Source organism: Klebsiella sp. CN_Kp106 (genome assembly GCF_040064575.1).
Lineage (GTDB): Bacteria > Pseudomonadota > Gammaproteobacteria > Enterobacterales > Enterobacteriaceae > Klebsiella > Klebsiella michiganensis.
This window is the reverse complement of the sequence record NZ_JBEAIG010000014.1, coordinates 183,842-204,251: the sequence shown is the minus strand read 5'-3', so window position 1 is coordinate 204,251 and position 20,410 is coordinate 183,842. Positions and strand designations below refer to the sequence as shown.

Here is a 20,410-nt window from a genome sequence, read left to right as displayed (position 1 = left end):
AGCTCGCCGCTTTCCCTTCCTGGACTCTACCATGAAAAAATTAGCTTACTTAATCTGTTTTTTTTCCTGCATGTCTGTCGCACAGGCCAGCGTGGTGGTGGGGGGCACGCGAGTCATATTCGATGGTACCCAAAAGGCGGCGACGGTCTCTGTGCAAAATAAGGATAACGTGACAAATATCGTACAGTCCTGGATCGCGATTGTGGATGAGGCATCACCAGCAAAAGATTCCTTTATTACCACCCCTCCGCTGTTTCGCCTGAAGGCCGGCGAACAAGGGTTTGTCCGAATCCTCCGCTCAGGTAAACCGCTGCCCGAAGAGCGAGAGTCGATGTTTTGGCTGAATATTAAAGGTATTCCCGCTATGGATAGCGCGCCGGACAAAAACATGGTGCAGTTTGCCATTAACTCGCGGATTAAACTTATTTTTCGACCAGCGGCATTAAAAAATGCCATACCGGAAAAGTTTGCCGAAAAACTGCAGTGGTCTGCTGAAGGCAGAGATATTAAAGTTAAAAACCCCTCGCCATTATATATGAACTTTTCTGATATTACGGTTAATGGTAAGTCAGTTCCTGAAGCATGGTTTGTTGCGCCTTTTTCAACCATAAAAATACCGGTAGCAAACACATCTTCACCAGGGAAAAAGAAAATCACATGGAGCGTGATCAATGACTATGGAATGCCGGGACCAAAATATACCGCCATCATTCAATAACGTTGGACAGAATTTTACATTCCTGTTGAAACGTGGCTACGTTGCCATTATTTCCTGCTTTATCACTATTCCGTTACCCGTTATCGCAGGTGAGTATTTCAATCCTCACCTGCTGGAGGTCAATGAAACCGGTACAACGGCCGTCGACCTGAGCTATATTTCCCAGGAAACCGTCCCGCCGGGCGAATATAACCTTGATGTTTATATTAACGACGAATTTATTGCTTCCGAATCAATCAGCTTCACGCAACAGAGTGAAGATCGTGACGCTTCTTCACCCTGTATCAGCGTCGCGCATCTGAAAGCGTGGTCAATCAAAACGGAAAATTATCCCGAGCTCACGGTCGCGGGTTCCCGCTGTGCCCGACTATCCGCAATCCCTGGATGGGGAACCACGGTATTACTTTCACAACAGCGCGTTGATTTTAACGTGCCTCAGGTCGCGGTGATGCATCATCCGCGGGGATATGTCCCTGAAAGCCGGTGGCAACAGGGTATTACCGCGGGGCTACTTAACTATAATCTCTCCGGGCAAAAGACCGATCCGCGGCACGGCGGCGAAGCGACGTCCAGCCAGTTTGTGAGCCTGCAGCCGGGTTTAAACGTCGGGCCGTGGCGTTTACGGAACTACAGTACTCTCAACCATAATGATGACGGCAACCAGTGGGACTCGGTCTACAGCTATATTTCACGTGATATCCAGGCCCTGAAAGGCCAGCTGATCCTGGGTCAGACCTATACGTCATCAAGCGTGTTCGACAGTATTAGCTTCACCGGGCTACAGCTGAACTCAGATAAAGAGATGCTGCCGGATAGCATGAATGGTTTTGCGCCGGTCATTAAAGGTATCGCCCGCACCACCGCCGACGTGACGGTCTATCAGAACGGATACAGCATTTATAAAACAACGGTTCCCCCTGGCGCGTTTGAAATAAACGATCTTTACCCAACCGGGAGCGCGGGCGATCTGAATGTGACGGTAAAAGAGTCCGATGGCAGTGAACAGAGCTTTGTGGTGCCTTTTGCTTCGCTGGCGATTTTGCAGCGCGAGGGCCAGATAGATTACGCCCTGAGCAGCGGTAAAACGCGTTCGGGGAGTTCCGGCGGAAAAGAATATAGCTTCCTGCAATCTAACATTGCCTGGGGAGCATCGAGCAACGTCACGCTGTATAGCGGTTTTCAGCAGCTGGAGAACAAATACAGTAATGTTATCCTGGGCGCCGGGCTTAACTTGGGCACGATCGGCGCGCTCTCCCTCGATGCGTCCCAGTCCCGGGCGGATATAAAAGAGACGCCAACGTCGAATCACACGTCATCCAGCGAAGGGCAATCTTATCGCGTGCGCTTTAGCAAAGATATTCCGCAGACGGGAACCAACTTCTCCGTTGCCGGGTATCGTTATTCAACCCATGGCTATTATTCTCTGCAGAATTTTATTGATAGGTCGAATGCGCATAGCGGGTGCTGTTCATCAACGGGGCGGACTAAAGATCGTTTTGACGCTTCAGCCTCTCAGACTCTCTCAGGGTATGGTTCACTCTCCTTCTCTTTGGTCAGTGAATCTTATTGGGATAATTCACGCATGGAGTCGTTGGGCGTGAGCTACAGCAATACCATTGGCCGCATTTCCTATTTCATTAACTATTCCTATAGTCGAAATGTCCAGAGTTCAGGCCAGAATAGCGATAGTTCTCAGATCAGCGATAACCTTATTTCACTCACGGTGAGCGTGCCTTTTGGTGCGGATATCTCGGCCAGCTACAATATGAACAGCAGCCGGATGGGCGACACGACCCATAGCCTGGGTTTAAGCGGTTCGGCTTTTGCGGACCGTTCTCTGAACTGGAATATGCAGGAGGGTTACAATGCCAGCGCTAAAAGGACTTCCGGCAACGTCAATCTCAACTATCAGGGTTCAAAAGGTGAAGTCACCGCGGGATACGGGTATGACAGCTATAGCGCCCACTATAATTACTCGCTACGCGGTGGGATGCTGGCCCATTCCAGTGGAATAACGCTGTCACGCTATCTGGGCGAAAGCGTTGCGCTGGTTGAAGCGCCTGGCGTCAGCAATATTGCGGTGCGCGGGCAGACTAACGTGATGACCGACTCTGCCGGATACGCCGTTGTACCCTTCGTACGGCCCTACCATGAAAATAATCTCTCTCTTGATGAACAGCAGGTCTCGGGAGCGGAAATCGATAATATTGCCAAAACGGTGGTCCCGACGCGCAATGCGATTGTAAAAGTTAAATATAATACCTGGATTGGCTATAAGGCGATGATGACTTTGCGTTTTAATAATAAAGAGGTCCCTTTTGGCGCCGTTATTACATTAGATGATGCAAGCCAGCAACCTCAAGAAAAACGCAGCACTATCGTAGGGGATTCCGGACAGGCCTATCTGACCGGGCTATCTGAAAAAGGCCGGTTATTTGTGAAGTGGGGTGATAGCAAAAATAGCCAATGCTATGTTAACTATGATTTATCCACCAATAAATCGGTTGATGATATCGTTTTTTATGCAGCGGATTGCCGATGATGAATAACTGGATGATTGCCTTGATACATAAATTAAGAATGGAATTAATGAGGGTAAATAATGGCGGGCGATTAATGAAATCGTTCGAGGTATTTATTATCACTATCGGACTTGCGTTGATGTTTGTAAGGCCAGCCTGGGCTTATGACGCCAATAGTACTGTTAATTTCAATATCACCGGTAAGATTGAAGAGCCCGTATGTGAGGTATCGGTAAAACCCTCCAGCGCTATCGATTTAGGAACGGTTTCCTATCAAAGTTTGAGCGGTAAACCGGGCGCGAGTAGCGCGGCTAAGATAGTTTCAATCGCCTTTGATAATTGCTCAAAGGGTACGGCGTCAGTGACGCTAATGTTTAGCGGTATTGTATTTGTTGGCAACGATATCAATGTATATATGAATGAGCTTTTTTCTGGTGCTCAGGACGTGTGGCTACAGTTGCAAAGCGCGGTGGACCAGAAAAACCTGGGACCAGGTGATAGCTATACCTATTTTTTCACTGATGGCGCTGAACATGTTTTTAATATGATCGCAAGAATGTATACGCCGAATGGTCGGGTGACGGCGGGCAGTGTCTCCTATACGGTCACGTTCAATGTTGCCTATAAATGATCTATTTTCGCCAGGGAAGAACTATGAAGACGTTAATTTTATTGCTGCTGGCCTGCTTATTACCGGCTTACAGTTGGGCATGCCAAACGGGTGCAAACTCGGGCGATATCGCTTTAACTAATTTACCTCCACAGATACTGGTTAATGCCGGTAGCTACTCGGCGGGGACCATCCTTTATGATTCAGGGCAGATAACGCATCCAACCACCTCCATTACGGATTGTCGGGGTTGGTTATATGCACTGTTCGGATGGAGCTCGGGGAATGCGGGCACCTTAGTGGGGGATAACATCTACTCGACCTCCGTGCAGGGTATCGGTATTCGCGTCAAATTCTGGCTCAATATCACGGGTGAATATGGTGGTGATAACGATGATTTTAATGCTGACTACAGCGTTCATCATATCGGTGATGCAGACTTGTATCTGGGAAAACCTAATGGATCTTTTGATGACAAGGCAAGCACATATTATGCGCCAACGTACCAGGTCCAGCTTGTGGCAACGGGGGGAGCTATTGCCAGTAACAGCACGCTGACGCTGGCCGATCCGATTTCCACGGTTTCTATTCTGGATCTTGACGGAACGATGGCTATTTCCCAGCTGCACGTGACGGGCTCGACAAAAATCCAGCTGACCCCGATGGGGTGTTCGGTTGATTCGACCGCGCTGAATTTCCAAATGGGCTCAGTGAAAACAAGTGAGTTTAATCTTTCTAACAAAGCTGGCTCAGCTCAGCAAACGCTGACCCTAACCTGTGAGCCGGGAACATTCGTGGCGATGCGCGTTACGGCGCCAGAAGCGGAGGGTGATAATTCCGATCATACCGTTATTGCGTTAACGTCCGGCGAAAACGTAGCGACCGGCGTTGGAGTACAGCTGAATCTTTATAACACACCATTAATCGTGAATAATGCAATCTACAGGGTATTTTCAGAATCGAAAAGAACGACTGTGACCAACCCCGGCTCGGAGGCCAGCTATACAATATTCACCGATCCTGATAATCCCGGCGGGGCGGCGGCATCGAACGTCCTGACGTTTACCGCGAACTATTACAAAACCGGATCTAACGTGACGCCAGGCACCGCGAATGCGAGCGGAACGATAACCTTTATCTACCAATAAAATATTCCCCGACCGGCAGGCCGGGGAACGGGCAATGATTAATGCGCCTGGCCTTTCTCGATGCCGATACCGGTCTGCGAACGGATAAACTGAGCGCGGAACAGCTCGCGCTCGCGCGCGCCTTCCGCTGAGCTATCGGTGGCGGAGAAGAACCAGATACCGATAAAGGCCACGGCGATAGAGAACAGCGCCGGATATTCATACGGGAATATCGCCTTTTCGTGACCGAGGATCTGCACCCAGATGGTCGGGCCGAGGATCATCAGAATCACCGCGGTCAGCAGACCCAGCCAGCCGCCAATCATCGCCCCGCGGGTGGTCAGCTTCGACCAGTACATCGACAGCAGGATAATCGGGAAGTTACAGCTGGCGGCGATGGAGAACGCGAGGCCGACCATAAAGGCGATGTTCTGATTCTCGAACAGGATGCCCAGCAGAATCGCCACCACGCCGAGGATCAGCACGGTAATCTTCGACACCTTCAGCTCCTGACGCTCGGTCGCCCCTTTACGGAACACGTTCGCATACAGGTCGTGAGAGACCGCCGACGCGCCAGCCAGCGTCAAGCCAGCGACCACCGCCAGAATAGTGGCGAAGGCCACGGCGGAGATAAAGCCGAGGAACAGGTTACCGCCGACCGCGTCCGCCAGATGCACCGCCGCCATATTGTTACCGCCGATAAGCTGACCGGCCGCGTCTTTGAACGCCGGATTCGCCCCCACCAGCATGATGGCGCCGAAGCCGATGATAAAGGTCAGAATATAGAAGTAGCCCATAAAGCCGGTGGCGTAGAACACGCTCTTACGCGCTTCTTTGGCGTCGCTCACGGTGAAGAAGCGCATCAGAATATGCGGCAGACCCGCGGTGCCGAACATCAGCCCGAGGCCTAGCGATAGCGCCGATATCGGGTCTTTCACCAGTCCGCCGGGGCTCATAATCGCCGAGCCTTTCGGGTGGACCGCCATCGCTTCGGTGAACAGATTATTGAAGCTGAAGCCGACGTGCTTCATCACCATAAAGGCCATAAAGCTGGCGCCGAACAGCAGCAGGACGGCTTTGATAATCTGCACCCAGGTGGTGGCGAGCATGCCGCCAAAGAGGACGTAAAGCACCATCAGCACGCCGACCAGCACCACCGCAATGTGGTAGTTGAGGCCGAACAGCAGCTGGATAAGCTTACCCGCGCCGACCATCTGGGCTATCAAATAGAGCGCCACCACTACCAGCGAACCGCAGGCGGAGAGGGTGCGGATCGGCCCCTGCTTAAGACGATAGGACGCTACGTCGGCAAACGTGTAGCGGCCGAGGTTACGCAGGCGTTCGGCGATAAGAAACAGAATAATTGGCCAGCCGACGAGGAAACCGAGCGAGTAGATCAGCCCATCGTAGCCGGAGGTGTAAACCAGCGCGGAAATGCCGAGGAACGAGGCCGCCGACATAAAATCGCCGGCAATCGCCAGCCCGTTCTGGAAACCGGTGATATTGCCGCCCGCGGTGTAGTAATCGCTGCGCGAACGTACGCGTTTTGAGGCCCACCAGGTGATATAGAGCGTCAGGGCGACGAAAATCAGGAACATGATAATCGCCTGCCAGTTGGTCGGCTGGCGCTGTACCGCGCCGGTGAGAGCATCCGCGGCATTGACGGTCAACGGGAGCGTGGCGGCGAGCGCCGTCAGGACTTTCTTCATGATGCTTTTACCTCGCTGAGAACGCTTTTCGTCAGCCGATCAAATTCACCATTTGCCCGCCAGACGTATATTCCGGTTAAGACGAAAGAGATAACGATCACGCCGATACCAATCGGAATACCCCGGGTGACGCTGGTTCCCGCATGCAGCGGCGTGCCCAGCCAGCCGGTGGCGAAGGCGATAAGCAGAATAAAGCCCACATAAATCACCAGCATAATCAGTGACAGGATGGCGGCAAACCTTTGCCGGGCTGCAACAAGCTCCTTAAAATGCGCACTATTTTCTATCCGCTGACAAATCTGTTCGTTCATCGTAGCGTCTCCAGAGGTTCCCTTTCGTCATTCACGCGCCGGTCGTCGGCAACACTCATCCGCCCGGCAGTTAACTGTCGGGAATCAGCCTGTTTACCGCTTTCCTGCTACCTGAAATCCTTGGGGAGTCGTAATTATATCCTCTCCCCTGGTGGGGAGAGGGTGTAGGGGATCGTTGGTTTACGATGGCATAGCGATGGCCTGCTTCTCTTCGAGCAGTTTTTCCACCACGCCAGGATCGGCAAGCGTTGAGGTATCGCCGAGGTTACTGGTATCGCCCGCGGCAATTTTGCGCAGAATGCGGCGCATGATTTTGCCCGAACGGGTTTTTGGTAACGAATCGGTCCAGTGCAGCACGTCCGGCGTCGCCAGCGGGCCAATCTCTTTACGTACCCAGTTGCGCACCTCGGCGTACAGCTCCGGCGTCGGCTCTTCGCCATGGTTGAGGGTCACGTAGGCGTAGATGGCCTGGCCTTTGATGTTATGCGGAATGCCGACCACCGCCGCTTCGGCGATTTTCGGATGCGACACCAGCGCCGATTCAATTTCGGCGGTACCCAGACGGTGGCCGGAAACGTTCAGCACGTCATCGACGCGGCCGGTGATCCAGTAGTAGCCATCTTCGTCACGGCGCGCGCCGTCGCCGCTGAAGTACATATTTTTAAAGGTGGAGAAGTAGGTTTGTTCGAAGCGTTCGTGGTCGCCAAACAGCGTGCGCGCCTGGCCCGGCCAGGAATCGGCGATCGCCAGGTTCCCCTCGGTCGCGCCTTCCAGCGGCGCGCCTTCGTTATCCACCAGCACCGGCTGGACGCCGAAGAAGGGACGCGTGGCGGAACCGGCCTTCAGCTCGATAGCGCCGGGCAGCGGGGTGATCATAAAGCCGCCGGTTTCGGTCTGCCACCAGGTGTCCATCACCGGGCACTTCTCGTTGCCGATCTTCTTCCAGTACCACTCCCAGGCTTCCGGGTTAATCGGTTCGCCGACGGAGCCGAGAATGCGCAGGGAAGAGCGGTCGGTGCCTTCGATGGCCTTATCGCCCTCCGCCATCAGCGCGCGGATCGCCGTAGGGGCGGTATAAAGAATGTTGACCTGATGCTTATCGACCACCTGGCACATACGCGCCGGGGTCGGCCAGTTCGGTACGCCTTCGAACATCAGCGTCGTCGCGCCGCAGGCCAGCGGGCCGTAGAGCAGGTAGCTATGGCCGGTGACCCAACCGACGTCGGCGGTGCACCAGTAGATGTCGCCCGGATGATAGTCGAACACGTATTTAAAGGTTGACGCCGCATAGACCAGGTAGCCGCCGGTGGTGTGCAGCACGCCTTTTGGCTTACCGGTCGAACCGGAAGTATAAAGGATAAACAGCGGATCTTCGGCGTTCATCTCTTCGGGCTGGTGTTCCGCGCTGGCTTTCTCGATCAGATCGCTCCACCACAGATCGCGGCCTTCCTGCCAGTCGATTTTGCCGCCGGTACGTTTGAACACCACCACGTTTTCGATGCTCTTCACGTTCGGATTTTTTAGCGCGTCGTCGACGTTCTTCTTCAGCGGGATCGCGCGGCCGGCGCGCAGCCCTTCATCCGAGGTGATCACCAGGCGAGAGTTGGAATCGATGATACGGCCGGCGACCGCCTCCGGCGAGAAGCCGCCGAAAATGACCGAATGGATAGCGCCGATGCGCGCGCAGGCCAGCATGGCCACCGCCGCTTCCGGCACCATCGGCATATAGATAGCCACGACATCGCCCTTTTTAATGCCCAGCTCGAGCAGGACGTTGGCAAAGCGGCAGACATCGCGATGTAGCTCGCGATAAGTGATGTTTTTGCTCTGGCTGGCATCGTCGCCTTCCCAGATGATGGCCGTCTGGTCGCCGCGCTCCGCCAGATGGCGATCGAGGCAGTTAGCGGCGAGGTTCAGCGTACCGTCTTCATACCACTTAATGGAAATATTGCCCGGCGCGAACGAGGTGTTTTTCACGCGCGTATAGGGTTTTATCCAGTCAAGGATTTTGCCCTGCTCGCCCCAGAAGGCGTCAGGTTCGGTGACGGACTGCTGATACTGCGCCTGGTACTGTTCCGGGTTAATCAGGCAACGCTCCGCAATATTAGCGGGAATAGAGTGTTTATGTATTTGGCTCATGGCTTTTTTTCTCCTGTAGGTTGTTAAATATATGTCAAATAAACGTTAATAGTAGGGGCTTTGGCGGCTTTGTTTGCTATTTGGGGGGCAGATCACGCAATAATTAAATTGAATGAAAAGCAATCAAATGAAACTTTGATATGAAATAATTTCTGAAGTGGATTTATAGAAAATGAATATATTAAATATTTTTTATAACAAATACTTATGCAACATAAGGTGGGGATATTAGCGGGTTTATGCATAAAACCAGAGTAAACCGCTGTTCTTAAAGACTTGCGCAGCATGCCGTGCAAATGATACTGATATTGCGCGTTAAATAACCCTATAAAGCAACGCAACACAATTCATACCCCTTTCAGTGGGTGCCATTACCTCCCGGAATGGCGCTTTTCATCGAGGAAGTCTGTAGTGAAGAAAAAAACAAAAGTCAGCCTGGCCTGGCAAATTTTGCTGGCTCTGGTGCTGGGCATACTTCTGGGCAGTTACCTGCATTACCATGCCGAAAGCCGTGACTGGTTAATCTCAAACCTGCTGACCCCGGCAGGCGATATCTTTATCCATCTGATTAAAATGATCGTCGTACCGATCGTCATCTCGACCCTGGTGGTCGGTATTGCGGGCGTGGGCGATGCGAAGCAGCTGGGCCGTATCGGCGCGAAGACCATTATCTATTTTGAAGTGATCACCACGGTGGCGATCGTGCTGGGGATTACTCTGGCTAACGTCTTCCAGCCGGGGAGCGGAATCGATATGTCGCAGCTGGCGGCGGTGGATATTTCGAAATATCAAAACACCACGGCGGAAGTGCAGAGCCACGCGCATGGCCTGATGGGCACGATCCTCTCGCTGGTCCCGACCAATATCGTGGCCTCGATGGCGAAAGGCGATATGCTGCCGATCATCTTCTTCTCGGTGCTGTTTGGTCTGGGCCTCTCCTCGCTGCCCGCCACCCATCGCGAACCGCTGGTAACGGTGTTCCGCTCTATCTCTGAAACCATGTTCAAAGTGACGCACATGGTCATGCGCTATGCGCCGGTGGGCGTGTTCGCGCTGATTTCGGTGACCGTGGCGACCTTCGGCTTCGCCTCGCTGTGGCCGCTGGCGAAGCTGGTGATTCTGGTTTATTTCGCCATTCTGTTCTTTGCGCTGGTGGTATTAGGCATCGTGGCGCGGGTGTGCGGACTGAGCATCTGGACCCTGATCCGCATTCTGAAGGATGAGCTAATTCTGGCCTACTCTACCGCCAGCTCCGAGAGCGTGCTGCCGCGGATTATTGAGAAGATGGAAGCCTATGGCGCGCCGGCGTCAATCACCAGCTTCGTGGTGCCGACCGGCTACTCCTTTAACCTTGATGGCTCAACGCTGTATCAGAGCATTGCGGCGATCTTTATTGCCCAGCTGTACGGTATCGACCTCTCCATCTGGCAGGAAATTACCCTTGTGCTGACGCTGATGGTGACGTCGAAAGGGATTGCCGGCGTACCGGGCGTCTCCTTCGTGGTGCTGCTGGCGACGCTGGGCAGCGTGGGCATTCCGCTGGAAGGTCTGGCGTTTATCGCCGGCGTTGACCGTATCCTCGATATGGCGCGTACCGCGCTGAACGTGGTGGGCAACGCGCTGGCGGTGCTGGTTATCGCCAAATGGGAACACAAGTTTGACCGCAAAAAAGCGCTGGCGTACGAGCGTGAAGTGCTGGGAAAATTTGATAAAACGGCGCAATAAAACAGAAAGCCCGGTGACATCGCACCGGGCTTTTTCTTATCTTTTACTGATCCTGTCGAACTCTTCACAGCCGGTATCAAACCCCTCCTGACAGCTGACGTTGAGCCAGTGCAGCGCTTTCTGCTTGTTGGGTTCGATAAAGCCTTTTTCCCCCTGCTGGAAAAGCATCCCGGCCCAGTATTCAGCGTAGCCGGTGCGGGAGAGGGCAGAGCTCTCTTTAAAATACTGCGTCGCCTTTACGTCATCTTCCGGGGGATGAACGCCGCTGGCGTAGATCAGCCCCAGCAGCATCTGGGCGTCGACGGCTGAATCGCTTTCCGGATCCTGGGCGGCATGCTGTAACAGGGAGATGGCGTGCGGATAGTTCGGCGTACCGGCCTGCTGGTTCACCAGCACCCGGGCGAGGACAATTTCTCCCGCCCTACTGCCGGTCTGCACCGACTTTTCCGCCAGCGCTTTCGCCTGGCGGTAGTCGGCCTGCTGCGGATTGCGGATTTTGAGCTGAGCCAGCAGCGCCAGCGCATCGCCGTCGCCCTTGTCTGCCGCTTTCTGCGCCCAGTATTCAGCCTGCGGAAAATCGCCGAAGCTGACGTAAGTGTCGGCCAGGTAGTACTGCGCGCGCGGGTCGCCCGCTTCGGCCAGCGGTTTGTACTGGCTGCCGGGTTCCATGGCGCCTGCGGCGACGCTTGCCATCACCAGCAGTAAATAGAGGTATTTCATTTTTTATTATCGGTAGAGGACATAGCGAGCAGTATAAAGGCAGGTGAAGGAGAAGAAAACGACGGGAACGAGTGGGGGATATGAACGTTTTACTCGAACCATCGTGCCGTCTGTTTCCCGGGTTGCGGCGTAAAAGCCTGACCCGGGCTACGGATTGTGTAGCCCGGACAGGTGCGAAGCATCGCCTCCGGGGAGGCGGCCTGATTAGCCCATCGCGCTTTCGCGCAGGCGGGTTTTCAGCTTATTGTACTCGTCAATTACGTACTGCTCGGCGGCCCGCTGGTCGGCAATCGGCTCAACGTTGACGGCGCAGTACTTGTACTCCGGCGTTTTGGTTATCGGGCTCAGGTTCTCGGAAACCAGCTCGTTACAGGCGCCAATCCACCACTGGTAGGTCATATAGACCGCCCCTTTATTCGGACGATCGCTGACCTGCGCGCGGGTGATAATACGGCCCTTACGCGAGTTCACCCACACCAGCGCCTCATCCTCAATGCCCAGACGTTCGGCATCGGCGGTATTGATCTGCGCATAGCCCGGTTCATCCGCCAGCGCGGCCAGCGCCGCACAGTTGCCGGTCATCGAACGGCACGAGTAGTGGCCGACTTCGCGCACCGTCGACAGCACCATCGGGTATTCGTCGGTGAGCTTGTCAATCGGCGCGACCCAGTCGCAGGTGAAGAACTGCGCCAGACCGTTCGGGGTATCGAACTTCTCTTTAAACAGATAAGAGGTCCCCTGGTCGGCGTCGGACTCATCGCGGCACGGCCACATGACGTAGCCCAGCTCGCCCATTTTCTCGTAGGTGGCGCCGTAGAAATCCGGGCACAGATGACGCAACTCGTCCCAGATTTCCTGAGTGTTGTTGTAGTGCATCTTGTAACCCATCCGGGTGGCGATTTCGCTGATGATCTGCCAGTCGGTTTTCAGGTCCCACTTCGGCTCTACCGCTTTAAAGAAGCGCTGGAAGCCGCGGTCCGCTGCGGTATAAACGCCTTCGTGCTCGCCCCACGAGGTGGAGGGCAGGATAACGTCGGCCGCTGAGGCGGTTTTGGTCATGAAAATATCCTGGACGATAACCAGTTCCAGATCGTCGAAAGCCTTACGCACGGCGGACAGCTCGGCGTCGGTCTGGAGCGGATCTTCCCCCATGATGTACGCCGCCCGCACTTCGCCATGCGCCGCGCGGTGCGGCAGCTCGCTGATGCGGTAGCCGGTATGCGCCGGCAGGCTGTCGACGCCCCAGGCTTTGGCGAACTTCTCGCGGTTTTCCGGGAACTTAACGTACTGATAGCCCGGATAGGTATCCGGCAGCGCGCCCATGTCGCAGGCGCCCTGAACGTTGTTCTGGCCGCGCACCGGGTTGACGCCGACGCTCGGCTTGCCGAGGTTGCCGGTGAGGATCGCCAGGCTGGTCAGCGAACGTACGGTCTCCACGCCCTGGTAGAACTGGGTGACGCCCATGCCCCACAGGATGGCGGCGGATTTCGCGCTGGCGTACATGCGGGCGCAGGCGCGGATCTCCTGGGCACTCACGCCGGTAATCTCTTCCACCGACTCCGGCGTATAGCCTTCGACGATTTTGCGATACTCTTCGAAGCCTTCGGAACGGCTGGCGACGAAGGATTTATCGTAGAGATCCTCTTCGATGATCACGTGTCCGATAGCGTTGAGCAGCGCGATATTCGAGCCGTTCTTCAGCGCAATGTGCATATCGGCGATGCGCGCGGTTTCGATTTTACGCGGATCGCAGACGATGATTTTCGCCCCATTGCGTTTGGCGTTAATCACGTGATTCGCCACAATAGGGTGTGAATCTGCCGGGTTATACCCGAAGATAAACACGAGATCGGTGTTGTCGATCTCGGTGATGGCATTACTCATAGCGCCGTTACCGACCGATTGGTGCAGACCTGCAACCGATGGGCCGTGTCAGACGCGAGCGCAGCAGTCGACGTTATTGGTACCAATAACGGCGCGCGCGAATTTTTGCATCACATAGTTGGTTTCGTTACCCGTCCCGCGGGACGAACCGGTAGTCTGAATCGCGTCCGGGCCATACTTCTCTTTAATGGCGCTGAGGCGAGTGGCGACGTAATCGAGCGCCTCATCCCAGGAGACGGATTCCAGCTTGCCGCCGCGCTGGCGACGGATCATCGGGGTTTTCAGGCGCGGGGTAAGGATCTGGGTATCGTTAATGAAGTCCCAGCCATAATAGCCTTTCAGACACAGGGTTCCCTGGTTGGTTTTCCCCTGTGCCGCCTCCGCCCGAACGATTTTGCCGTTATCGACCACCAGGTTGATTTTGCAACCTGATGCGCAATACGGGCAAACCGTGACGACTTTTTTCATCGGTCTTGCTCCAGTTAATCAATTGGCGCATACGCGCTATCGCGCCGTCACTATGCATCTTCTATGCCATGTTTTCACTGTGGGTATTGACTGATGATACGTCGTTTTTTTGGGCGAAATGCTGACGAAAAACAGGCTATCGTCAGTTTTGACGTGTCGACGCGGGCGCCTGTGACGCGGCCGGGTAGCCCGGCCAGGTGCGCAGCACCGCCGCCGGGGGGGAAGAGGCAGGTCCGGGCTATTGGCGTTACCTCGGCTAGCTTAAATACCGGCTTCTCGCCAGCGCCGCCGCGCCCTGAGCGCCGTTAAACGCGGAAGAGGAGGCGGCGATAAAGCGTACGGCCTGATACGGCAGCGGACGGCGGACGTAGGTTTTGATCATGGCGATGACGGCTTCACGCGGGAAGGCAGGCATATCCATCACGCCGCCGCCGAGGATCACCGCATCGGGGTCGAACAGGTTGATGCTGGTGGCGATGGCGCGGGCGGCGTGGTTTAGCAGCTGCTGCACAAACGGCTCCCGCGCGGCGTGAACGAACAGCTCGCCCAGTTCATAGGCGCGCGGCTGCTGTTCATACCAGCGCTTTAGCGCAATCCCGGAGCAGACGGTTTCCAGACAGGCGGGGTTGCCGCAGGCGCAGGTGAGGGCGTCATCGCCCTGCGGAATATGCCCCAGCTCGCCCGCCACGCCGTGGGCGCCGGTCCACGGCCCGCCGTTCAGCCAGACCGCGAAGCCCATTCCGGTGCCAAGATAGGCCGCCAGCACCTCCTGCTCCTGCAGGCCGTTCTGCTGCACATCAAAAGAGAGCTGCAGATTCACATCGCGGGAAAACTCCACCGGGCAGCCCAGCGCCGCTTCCAGCCGGTCGGCCAGGTTATACAGGTCGTCGGCGGCCAGCGGCAGATTGGGCGTTGAGATAATCGTCCGCTTGTCTTTTGCCACCAGCGCCGGAAATCCCATCACCAGCCCGCAGCAGTGGGCGTCGTGCTGGGTCAGCTGCTGCTGCAGCAGGTTTTTAATACCGTTGACCAGGCCGTCGGCGCTAATCACGTCGACGGTGCGCCGCTTTTCGCAGTGCAGCGCTTCGCCCTGCGCCGTTTGCAGGCAAAGCCGGATATGGGTCGCGCCCATATCCACGCCCGCGACGACGTTACGCTGTTTTTGCATGAGGCAGTACCTCGCGTTTTGCCGTCAGGATCTGCTCTGCCATGATCTGCCACGCGTCTTCTATCTTATCGGCGTGATTGAAGAGGCCTGATGTGCCGACGATAAAGACGTCCGCGCCCGCCGCCATCAGTTTTTGATAGGTGGCTTTATTGCAGGAGCCGTCGATTTCGATCTCGTAGCTCAGCCCCTCTCGCTCGCGCCAGGCTTTCAGTTCGGCGATTTTTTCCAGCATCTCCGGGATGAACGGCTGCCCGGCGAAGCCCGGATCGACGGTCATCACCGTGATTTTGTCGGCTTTATGAATGTAGTACTTCATGGTCTCAACCGGGGTTTCCGGGTTAAGGATCAGTCCGACCTTCATGCCGTGGCGACGGATCTCTTCGATCAGGCGGAAGGCCTGGCCGTTAATCGTTTCCGGATGCAGGGTGATAAAATCCGCCCCCGCCTGCGCCAGCTGGCTAATGTAGTCCTGCGGGCGGGTGACCATCAGATGGCAGTCCAGTGGTTTGCTGGCCAGCTTTTTGACCTGGCTGACGAAAAACGGCGACAGGGTCAGGTTTGGTACAAAATGACCGTCCATAATGTCGATGTGAAAATAGTCTGCGTGCTGGTCGATAAACTCGATCTGTTCTTTGAATTTCAGCAGATCCATACACATTAAAGAGGGAGCAATTTTCATGATAAATTCCTTACTTACTGATAAGACGGTCGAGGGCGACAGCCGCGATGATTAATCCGCCCATTACCACCAGCTGGTAGTAGGTTTGTACTTGCAGGATGTTCAGTCCGTTGTTGATAGTGCCGATAATCAGGCCGCCGATGACCACCGAGAAGATGCGTCCTTTACCGCCGAAGAAGCTGGTGCCGCCGATGATGGCGCTGGCGATGGCGTAGGTTTCAAAGCCCATGCCGGCCAGCGGTTCCGCCGCCCCGAGGCGGGCGGTGGAGACCACGCCGGCCAGCCCGGCGCAAACGCCGGAAATGATGAACACCAGCAGCATGTGGAACTTGACGTCGATGCCGGAGTAGAAAGCGGAGTGCTTGTTACCGCCCAGCGCGTAGATGTTGCGGCCCACGCGCATACGGGTGGTCAGGAACCACAGGATCACCGCCACAATCAGCGAGAAGATCACCGGAACCGGAATGCCCAGCGGCGTGGCGGCGAAAAAGTTAACGAAATCAAAAGAAAACCCGTACACCGAGTTGGCATCAGAGATCACCAGCGTAATACCGCGGAAGATGGCGTTGGTGCCGAGGGTAATAATGAACGGATGCAGGCCGGTCCAGTTGACCAGGCAGCCGTTGATGGCCCCCAGCGCGCCGCCGACCAGCACGCCGCCAATCAGCGCCGCGAGGAACGGGTCGACGCCCGCCAGCATCAGCTTCGCGGTGACCATCCCGGAGAGCGCGAGGATCGCCCCGACCGACAGGTCGATCCCGGCGACGAGGATCGCGAAGAACTCGCCCATGCCGATCAGGACGGTGACCGAGCTCTGGACGAAGATCTGCGTAATATTGTTGGTCGTCAGGAAGTACTCTGACGACAGGGTGCCGAAGATGGCGACGATGATGGCGAGAATAAAAAAGGTGCCGTATTTATCCCAGAACAGCGCGAAGTTAAACGGTTTTTTCTCGCCCATTTCGCCTTTCACTCTTGTGGTAGTGCCCATGCCATAATCTCCTCTTCGCTCATGTCGTCGCGATTGGTCAGGATTTGCGTCAGTCGCCCTTCGCAGAACACGGCAATGCGGTCGCAGACGGCGATAATTTCAGGTAGTTCGGACGACACCATCAGGATGACTTTTCCGTCATCGGCCAGCTGGCGCATCACTTTATAAATTTCGGCTTTTGCGCCCACGTCGATACCGCGCGTCGGCTCGTCAAAAATGATCACTTCGGGGCTGCAGCATAGCCATTTGGAAATCAGTACCTTCTGCTGGTTGCCGCCGGAGAGCTCGGTGATGTTTTGATCGACCGAATGGCACTTCAGCGCCAGCAGCTTGCGCTGCTCCTCCGCCGTTCTGCGTTCGTCGCCTTCGCGGAACAGCCCCATGGCCCCTTTGTAGCCGCCGCGCTTCAGGCTCTGGCTGACCGCCATATTCTGGGCGATGGAAAAATTGGGGAAAAAGCCGTTTTCCCGGCGGCTTTCGGTGATATACCCCATGCCTTTCTTTAAGGCGTCGAGCGGCGAGCGGGGCGAGATCGCGTTGCCGTTGAGGTATATTTCACCGCTGCTACGCTTATCGACTCCAAACAGGCAGTCCATCAGCTCGGTGCGCCCGGAGCCGACCAGCCCGGCAAAACCGAGAATTTCGCCGCGATTCACGCTAAATGAGATATCGCGTACCTTTTTCTTGTCATGGCTGGTGACGTTTTTCACTTCGAACACCGTCTCGCGGGCGATGTTGCCGGTGCTCTCTTTCATGGCGTTGAAGCGGTTTTGCAGCTCGCGGCCGACCATCAGGCGTACGATGTCGTCGTTATTCACTTCGCTGACCTTCCCGCTGCAGACGCTGCTGCCGTCTTTCATCACCGTGTAGCGGTCGCAGATGCGGCGTATTTCCGCCAGCTTGTGCGAGATATAAACAATGGCGGTGCCCTCTTTACGCAGCTGGTTCATGATCAGGAACAGATAGTCCACCTCTTTATTGGTCAGCGAGGAGGTCGGTTCATCCATGATCAGCACTTTAGCGTCGAGCATCAGCGTCTTGGCGATCTCCAGCATCTGCTTGTGGCTGATGGAGAGATTCGCCACCTTTTCGTCTAAATCGATCTTCAGCCCGACGCGCAGCAGCATCATCGCCGCCCGTACGCGCATTTCCTTCCAGTCGATAACGTTGACGCCGCAGACTTTTTTCGTCAGATGGCGGCCAATATATAAATTCTCCAGCACCGTTAATTCATCAATGACGCTGAGCTCCTGGTAAATAATACCAATGCCGAGCTGGGCTGCTAATTTATGGTCAAGCTTGTGGTAGTTAACGTTATTAATCGTAATGGTGCCTTTGGTCGGTTCATGTATTCCCGACAATACTTTCATCAGCGTTGATTTACCGGCACCGTTTTCCCCTAGTAACGCATGTATTTCATGGGGGTAAATAGTTAAATCAACCGATTTTAATGCGTGAACCGGGCCAAAGGATTTGCCGATCCCCGCCATTGAAATATATGGCGTGAGCATAGAAAATTTCCTTTATTACCGCTGCGTGATTTCCCCTCTTCCAAAGAAAGAGGGGATGCACAGACCTATTTCGTCACCAGAATGGAATCCACCAGCGTAAACTGCGGGGCTTTATCCAGCGGGATGACTTTGCCGCTCTTCTCGGCGTCGACCATCAGCTTAAGACCCGTAGCGCCAATATCCGCCGGGTTCTGCGCGATAGTGGCGGTCATTTGCCCGGCTTCGACCATTTTGCGCGCTTCCGGAATACCGTCGGTACCCACCACCAGCACCTTGCCGGTTTTGCCGGCGTTCGCGACGGCCTGGGCGACGCCCATTGCCATGGTGTCGTTGGCGCAGTAAATCGCTTTAACGTTCGGGTTACGCTGCAGCACGTTCGTGGCGACGTCCAGCGCTTTGATGCGGTCCCAGTCGGCAGGCTGGCTGGCCACCAGCTTGATCTGGCTCGCTTTTTTGAAGGCTTCGGTGGCGCCGCTGCGGCGAGCTTCGCCTGAGGCGTTACCGGCTTTGCCTTCGATAATAGCGACTTCGCCGCCTTCCGCGCCGAGCTTGTCGATAATAAAAGCCGCGCCTTTCGCCCCCACCGCCACGTTATCGGTGGTGACAAAACCTTCTACGTTGCCGCCGGCTTTCTTCAGGTTATCCATATCGATTTTTTCATCGAGGTTGACCAGAAAGATGCCCTTTTTCCACGCTTTGGCTACCGGCATGACCAGGTTTACCGAGGAGAGCGGCGCAAAGGCGATACCTTTGTAGTTTTTGTTGCTCAGGTCTTCAAACAGCTGCAGCTGCGACTGAAAATCCCCTTCGGAAGGCGAGGCAAAAATATCGACGCTTACGCCCAGCGTTTTGGCTTCGTCCTCAATACCCTTTTTCATATCCACCCAAAATGGATTGGATAAGGTTTTTAATACCACAGCATAATCGGCGGCGGCAAAGGCGCTGGTGGATAACATTACGCCCATGAGCGTGCCGCTGAAAAGTTTCAGATATTTATTCATGGCAGTATTCTCAGTGTAGGATACAGTTATATTGATCCCACCAGTGTGGGATCGGTTTTTTATTTAAGCGCGCCGGGTGAAAAGAAATTAACAATCGCGCCAGTTTTTTGCATATTTAAATTCGCTTGCTCAATGTTGAGCTGTGCAACGGAAACAAAAAACGCATCTAATAATGTGAGTTGTAATATACGCGCTGAGGCGTTACGCCCTAATAAAGGCGTCTCTGGTGCTGGCGAACAAATAATAAAATCAGCTAACTTGGCAATCGGCGAATGATAGCTATGGGTGATACAGATAATTTTCGCCCCGTTCTTTTTCGCCAGCTCTACCGCTGATTTGATATCGCTGGTGCGCCCGGAGTGCGAGACCACCAGCACGACATCGCCTTCCTTCAGCAGCGAGGCGGACATCATCATGATATGCGCGTCCGGGTAGGCCTGGCAGCGCACGCCGATGCGTAAAAACTTATGCTGCACGTCGGCGCAGATGGCGTTGGAGCCGCCCGCGCCGTACAGGTCGCGCTGGTTGGCCTGGGCAAAAAAGCGCGCCGCGCGGTGAATTTCGTCGACGTTCACGATCGACTGGCCTTCCATAATGGTGCGCAGGGTGATGTTGAACACCTTATTCACCACATCCTGCGGCGCATCATCAAAGGAGAGTTCGGTCGGTAACACCTGTTCAGACTGCGAAAAGTAGGCCTCCAGCGCGCTGCGCAGGTTACGAAAACCGCTAAATCCCAGCAGCTTAGAAACCTTAACGATCATGGCTTCTGATACCGACAGCGCTTCCGCGACGTCCTTGATTGCCGGCGCATCGCTGAGATTGCCGGGGGTAAGCAACCATTCGACGATACGGCTCTCGTTTTCGGTCATCCCTTCCTGCTTCATGCGAAGCCAGGGGGCAAGGCCGATGCCGTTAGGGAGCGAACTGGATTCTGTCTGACTCATCGCTTTCTCATTGTCCATAAAATGAAGACGACACTATATCACCACAGGCGAAACAAAAAAGATACTACCAACTTCACAAAATTATATTTTTTATAAAGTTATGTTTATCGTGAAGTTTTGTTAATGTTGATTTTACCTTAATTTCTTATAAATTCATTATAAATCAGTGCATTATTGTTT

General features: G+C 54.8%; 16 protein-coding genes. 5 read left to right on the top strand and 11 right to left on the bottom strand.

Going from position 1 to position 20,410, the window contains the following annotated elements; genetic code table 11:
* Positions 1-31: 31 nt before the first annotated feature.
* The 4 genes from ABLU96_RS08505 to ABLU96_RS08490 are packed head-to-tail and all read left to right on the top strand — an operon-like array spanning position 32 to position 4,998.
* Positions 32-718: a fimbrial assembly chaperone gene (locus ABLU96_RS08505; RefSeq protein WP_049083118.1), complete on the top strand. Its 687-nt coding sequence runs from the start codon at positions 32-34 to the stop codon at positions 716-718.
* Positions 672-3,260, top strand: coding sequence for a fimbria/pilus outer membrane usher protein (locus ABLU96_RS08500; RefSeq protein ID WP_064405853.1), 2,589 nt, complete (start codon positions 672-674; stop codon positions 3,258-3,260). The genes ABLU96_RS08505 and ABLU96_RS08500 overlap by 47 nt, the downstream gene beginning before the upstream one ends.
* Complete coding sequence (locus tag ABLU96_RS08495) at positions 3,257-3,871, top strand: fimbrial protein (protein WP_077254480.1); 615 nt, start codon at positions 3,257-3,259, stop codon at positions 3,869-3,871. The genes ABLU96_RS08500 and ABLU96_RS08495 overlap by 4 nt, the downstream gene beginning before the upstream one ends.
* A gap of 23 nt (positions 3,872-3,894) precedes the next feature.
* Positions 3,895-4,998 (top strand): type 1 fimbrial protein, encoded by a 1,104-nt coding sequence (locus ABLU96_RS08490; protein WP_025107685.1) that lies wholly within the window; start codon positions 3,895-3,897, stop codon positions 4,996-4,998.
* Positions 4,999-5,036: 38 nt separating this feature from the next.
* Here the strand turns inward: ABLU96_RS08490 and actP are convergent, their stop codons facing one another.
* The 3 genes from actP to acs all read right to left on the bottom strand — a co-directional run bounded on the left by actP (position 5,037) and on the right by acs (position 9,136).
* Positions 5,037-6,686, bottom strand: a complete 1,650-nt coding sequence (gene actP, locus ABLU96_RS08485; RefSeq protein ID WP_025107684.1) for a cation/acetate symporter ActP — start codon at positions 6,684-6,686, stop codon at positions 5,037-5,039.
* Positions 6,683-6,997 carry a DUF485 domain-containing protein gene (locus ABLU96_RS08480; protein WP_348862444.1) on the bottom strand — a complete coding sequence of 105 codons (315 nt, stop codon included), beginning with the start codon at positions 6,995-6,997 and terminating at the stop codon, positions 6,683-6,685. The genes actP and ABLU96_RS08480 overlap by 4 nt, the downstream gene beginning before the upstream one ends.
* Positions 6,998-7,177: 180 nt before the next feature.
* On the bottom strand, positions 7,178-9,136 hold the full coding sequence (gene acs / locus ABLU96_RS08475) for an acetate--CoA ligase (RefSeq protein WP_064375653.1): 1,959 nt from the start codon (positions 9,134-9,136) through the stop codon (positions 7,178-7,180).
* 411 nt (positions 9,137-9,547) lie between these two features.
* Between acs and gltP the strand changes: the two genes are divergently transcribed.
* Entirely contained in the window at positions 9,548-10,861 is a 1,314-nt protein-coding gene (gltP, locus tag ABLU96_RS08470) for a glutamate/aspartate:proton symporter GltP (protein WP_004109428.1), read from the top strand.
* Positions 10,862-10,897: 36 nt separating this feature from the next.
* Here the strand turns inward: gltP and ABLU96_RS08465 are convergent, their stop codons facing one another.
* The 8 genes from ABLU96_RS08465 to alsR all read right to left on the bottom strand — a co-directional run bounded on the left by ABLU96_RS08465 (position 10,898) and on the right by alsR (position 20,230).
* Positions 10,898-11,581, bottom strand: a complete 684-nt coding sequence (locus tag ABLU96_RS08465; protein ID WP_014837150.1) for a tetratricopeptide repeat protein — start codon at positions 11,579-11,581, stop codon at positions 10,898-10,900.
* 204 nt (positions 11,582-11,785) lie between these two features.
* Complete coding sequence (fdhF, locus tag ABLU96_RS08460; RefSeq protein WP_077598876.1) at positions 11,786-13,933, bottom strand: formate dehydrogenase subunit alpha; 2,148 nt, start codon at positions 13,931-13,933, stop codon at positions 11,786-11,788.
* A 256-nt stretch (positions 13,934-14,189) separates the two neighbouring features.
* Positions 14,190-15,101 (bottom strand): allose kinase, encoded by a 912-nt coding sequence (gene alsK / locus ABLU96_RS08455; RefSeq protein ID WP_064405851.1) that lies wholly within the window; start codon positions 15,099-15,101, stop codon positions 14,190-14,192.
* Positions 15,085-15,780: a D-allulose 6-phosphate 3-epimerase gene (gene alsE / locus ABLU96_RS08450; RefSeq protein WP_032695089.1), complete on the bottom strand. Its 696-nt coding sequence runs from the start codon at positions 15,778-15,780 to the stop codon at positions 15,085-15,087. Before alsE ends, alsK begins: the two co-directional genes overlap by 17 nt.
* Before the next feature lie 10 nt (positions 15,781-15,790).
* Positions 15,791-16,771, bottom strand: a complete 981-nt coding sequence (alsC, locus tag ABLU96_RS08445) for a D-allose ABC transporter permease (RefSeq protein WP_014837152.1) — start codon at positions 16,769-16,771, stop codon at positions 15,791-15,793.
* Entirely contained in the window at positions 16,750-18,282 is a 1,533-nt protein-coding gene (gene alsA / locus ABLU96_RS08440; protein WP_025107678.1) for a D-allose ABC transporter ATP-binding protein AlsA, read from the bottom strand. Before alsA ends, alsC begins: the two co-directional genes overlap by 22 nt.
* A 65-nt stretch (positions 18,283-18,347) precedes the next feature.
* Entirely contained in the window at positions 18,348-19,283 is a 936-nt protein-coding gene (gene alsB / locus ABLU96_RS08435; RefSeq protein WP_047724826.1) for a D-allose transporter substrate-binding protein, read from the bottom strand.
* Positions 19,284-19,342: 59 nt separating this feature from the next.
* Positions 19,343-20,230 carry a D-allose utilization transcriptional regulator AlsR gene (gene alsR / locus ABLU96_RS08430; RefSeq protein WP_004097852.1) on the bottom strand — a complete coding sequence of 296 codons (888 nt, stop codon included), beginning with the start codon at positions 20,228-20,230 and terminating at the stop codon, positions 19,343-19,345.
* Positions 20,231-20,410: the final 180 nt, after the last annotated feature.

Bases quoted from the DNA above. Each gene is read 5' to 3' on its own strand.
- ABLU96_RS08465 (WP_014837150.1), bottom strand. From the start codon at position 11,581: ATGAAATACCTCTATTTACTGCTGGTGATGGCAAGCGTCGCCGCAGGC.
- alsK (WP_064405851.1), bottom strand. From the start codon at position 15,101: ATGCAAAAACAGCGTAACGTCGTCGCGGGCGTGGATATGGGCGCGACC.
- ABLU96_RS08500 (WP_064405853.1), top strand. From the start codon at position 672: ATGACTATGGAATGCCGGGACCAAAATATACCGCCATCATTCAATAAC.
- ABLU96_RS08480 (WP_348862444.1), bottom strand. From the start codon at position 6,997: ATGAACGAACAGATTTGTCAGCGGATAGAAAATAGTGCGCATTTTAAG.
- alsE (WP_032695089.1), bottom strand. From the start codon at position 15,780: ATGAAAATTGCTCCCTCTTTAATGTGTATGGATCTGCTGAAATTCAAA.
- ABLU96_RS08495 (WP_077254480.1), top strand. From the start codon at position 3,257: ATGATGAATAACTGGATGATTGCCTTGATACATAAATTAAGAATGGAA.
- alsB (WP_047724826.1), bottom strand. From the start codon at position 19,283: ATGAATAAATATCTGAAACTTTTCAGCGGCACGCTCATGGGCGTAATG.
- alsR (WP_004097852.1), bottom strand. From the start codon at position 20,230: ATGAGTCAGACAGAATCCAGTTCGCTCCCTAACGGCATCGGCCTTGCC.
- acs (WP_064375653.1), bottom strand. From the start codon at position 9,136: ATGAGCCAAATACATAAACACTCTATTCCCGCTAATATTGCGGAGCGT.
- alsC (WP_014837152.1), bottom strand. From the start codon at position 16,771: ATGGGCACTACCACAAGAGTGAAAGGCGAAATGGGCGAGAAAAAACCG.
- actP (WP_025107684.1), bottom strand. From the start codon at position 6,686: ATGAAGAAAGTCCTGACGGCGCTCGCCGCCACGCTCCCGTTGACCGTC.
- ABLU96_RS08490 (WP_025107685.1), top strand. From the start codon at position 3,895: ATGAAGACGTTAATTTTATTGCTGCTGGCCTGCTTATTACCGGCTTAC.
- alsA (WP_025107678.1), bottom strand. From the start codon at position 18,282: ATGCTCACGCCATATATTTCAATGGCGGGGATCGGCAAATCCTTTGGC.
- ABLU96_RS08505 (WP_049083118.1), top strand. From the start codon at position 32: ATGAAAAAATTAGCTTACTTAATCTGTTTTTTTTCCTGCATGTCTGTC.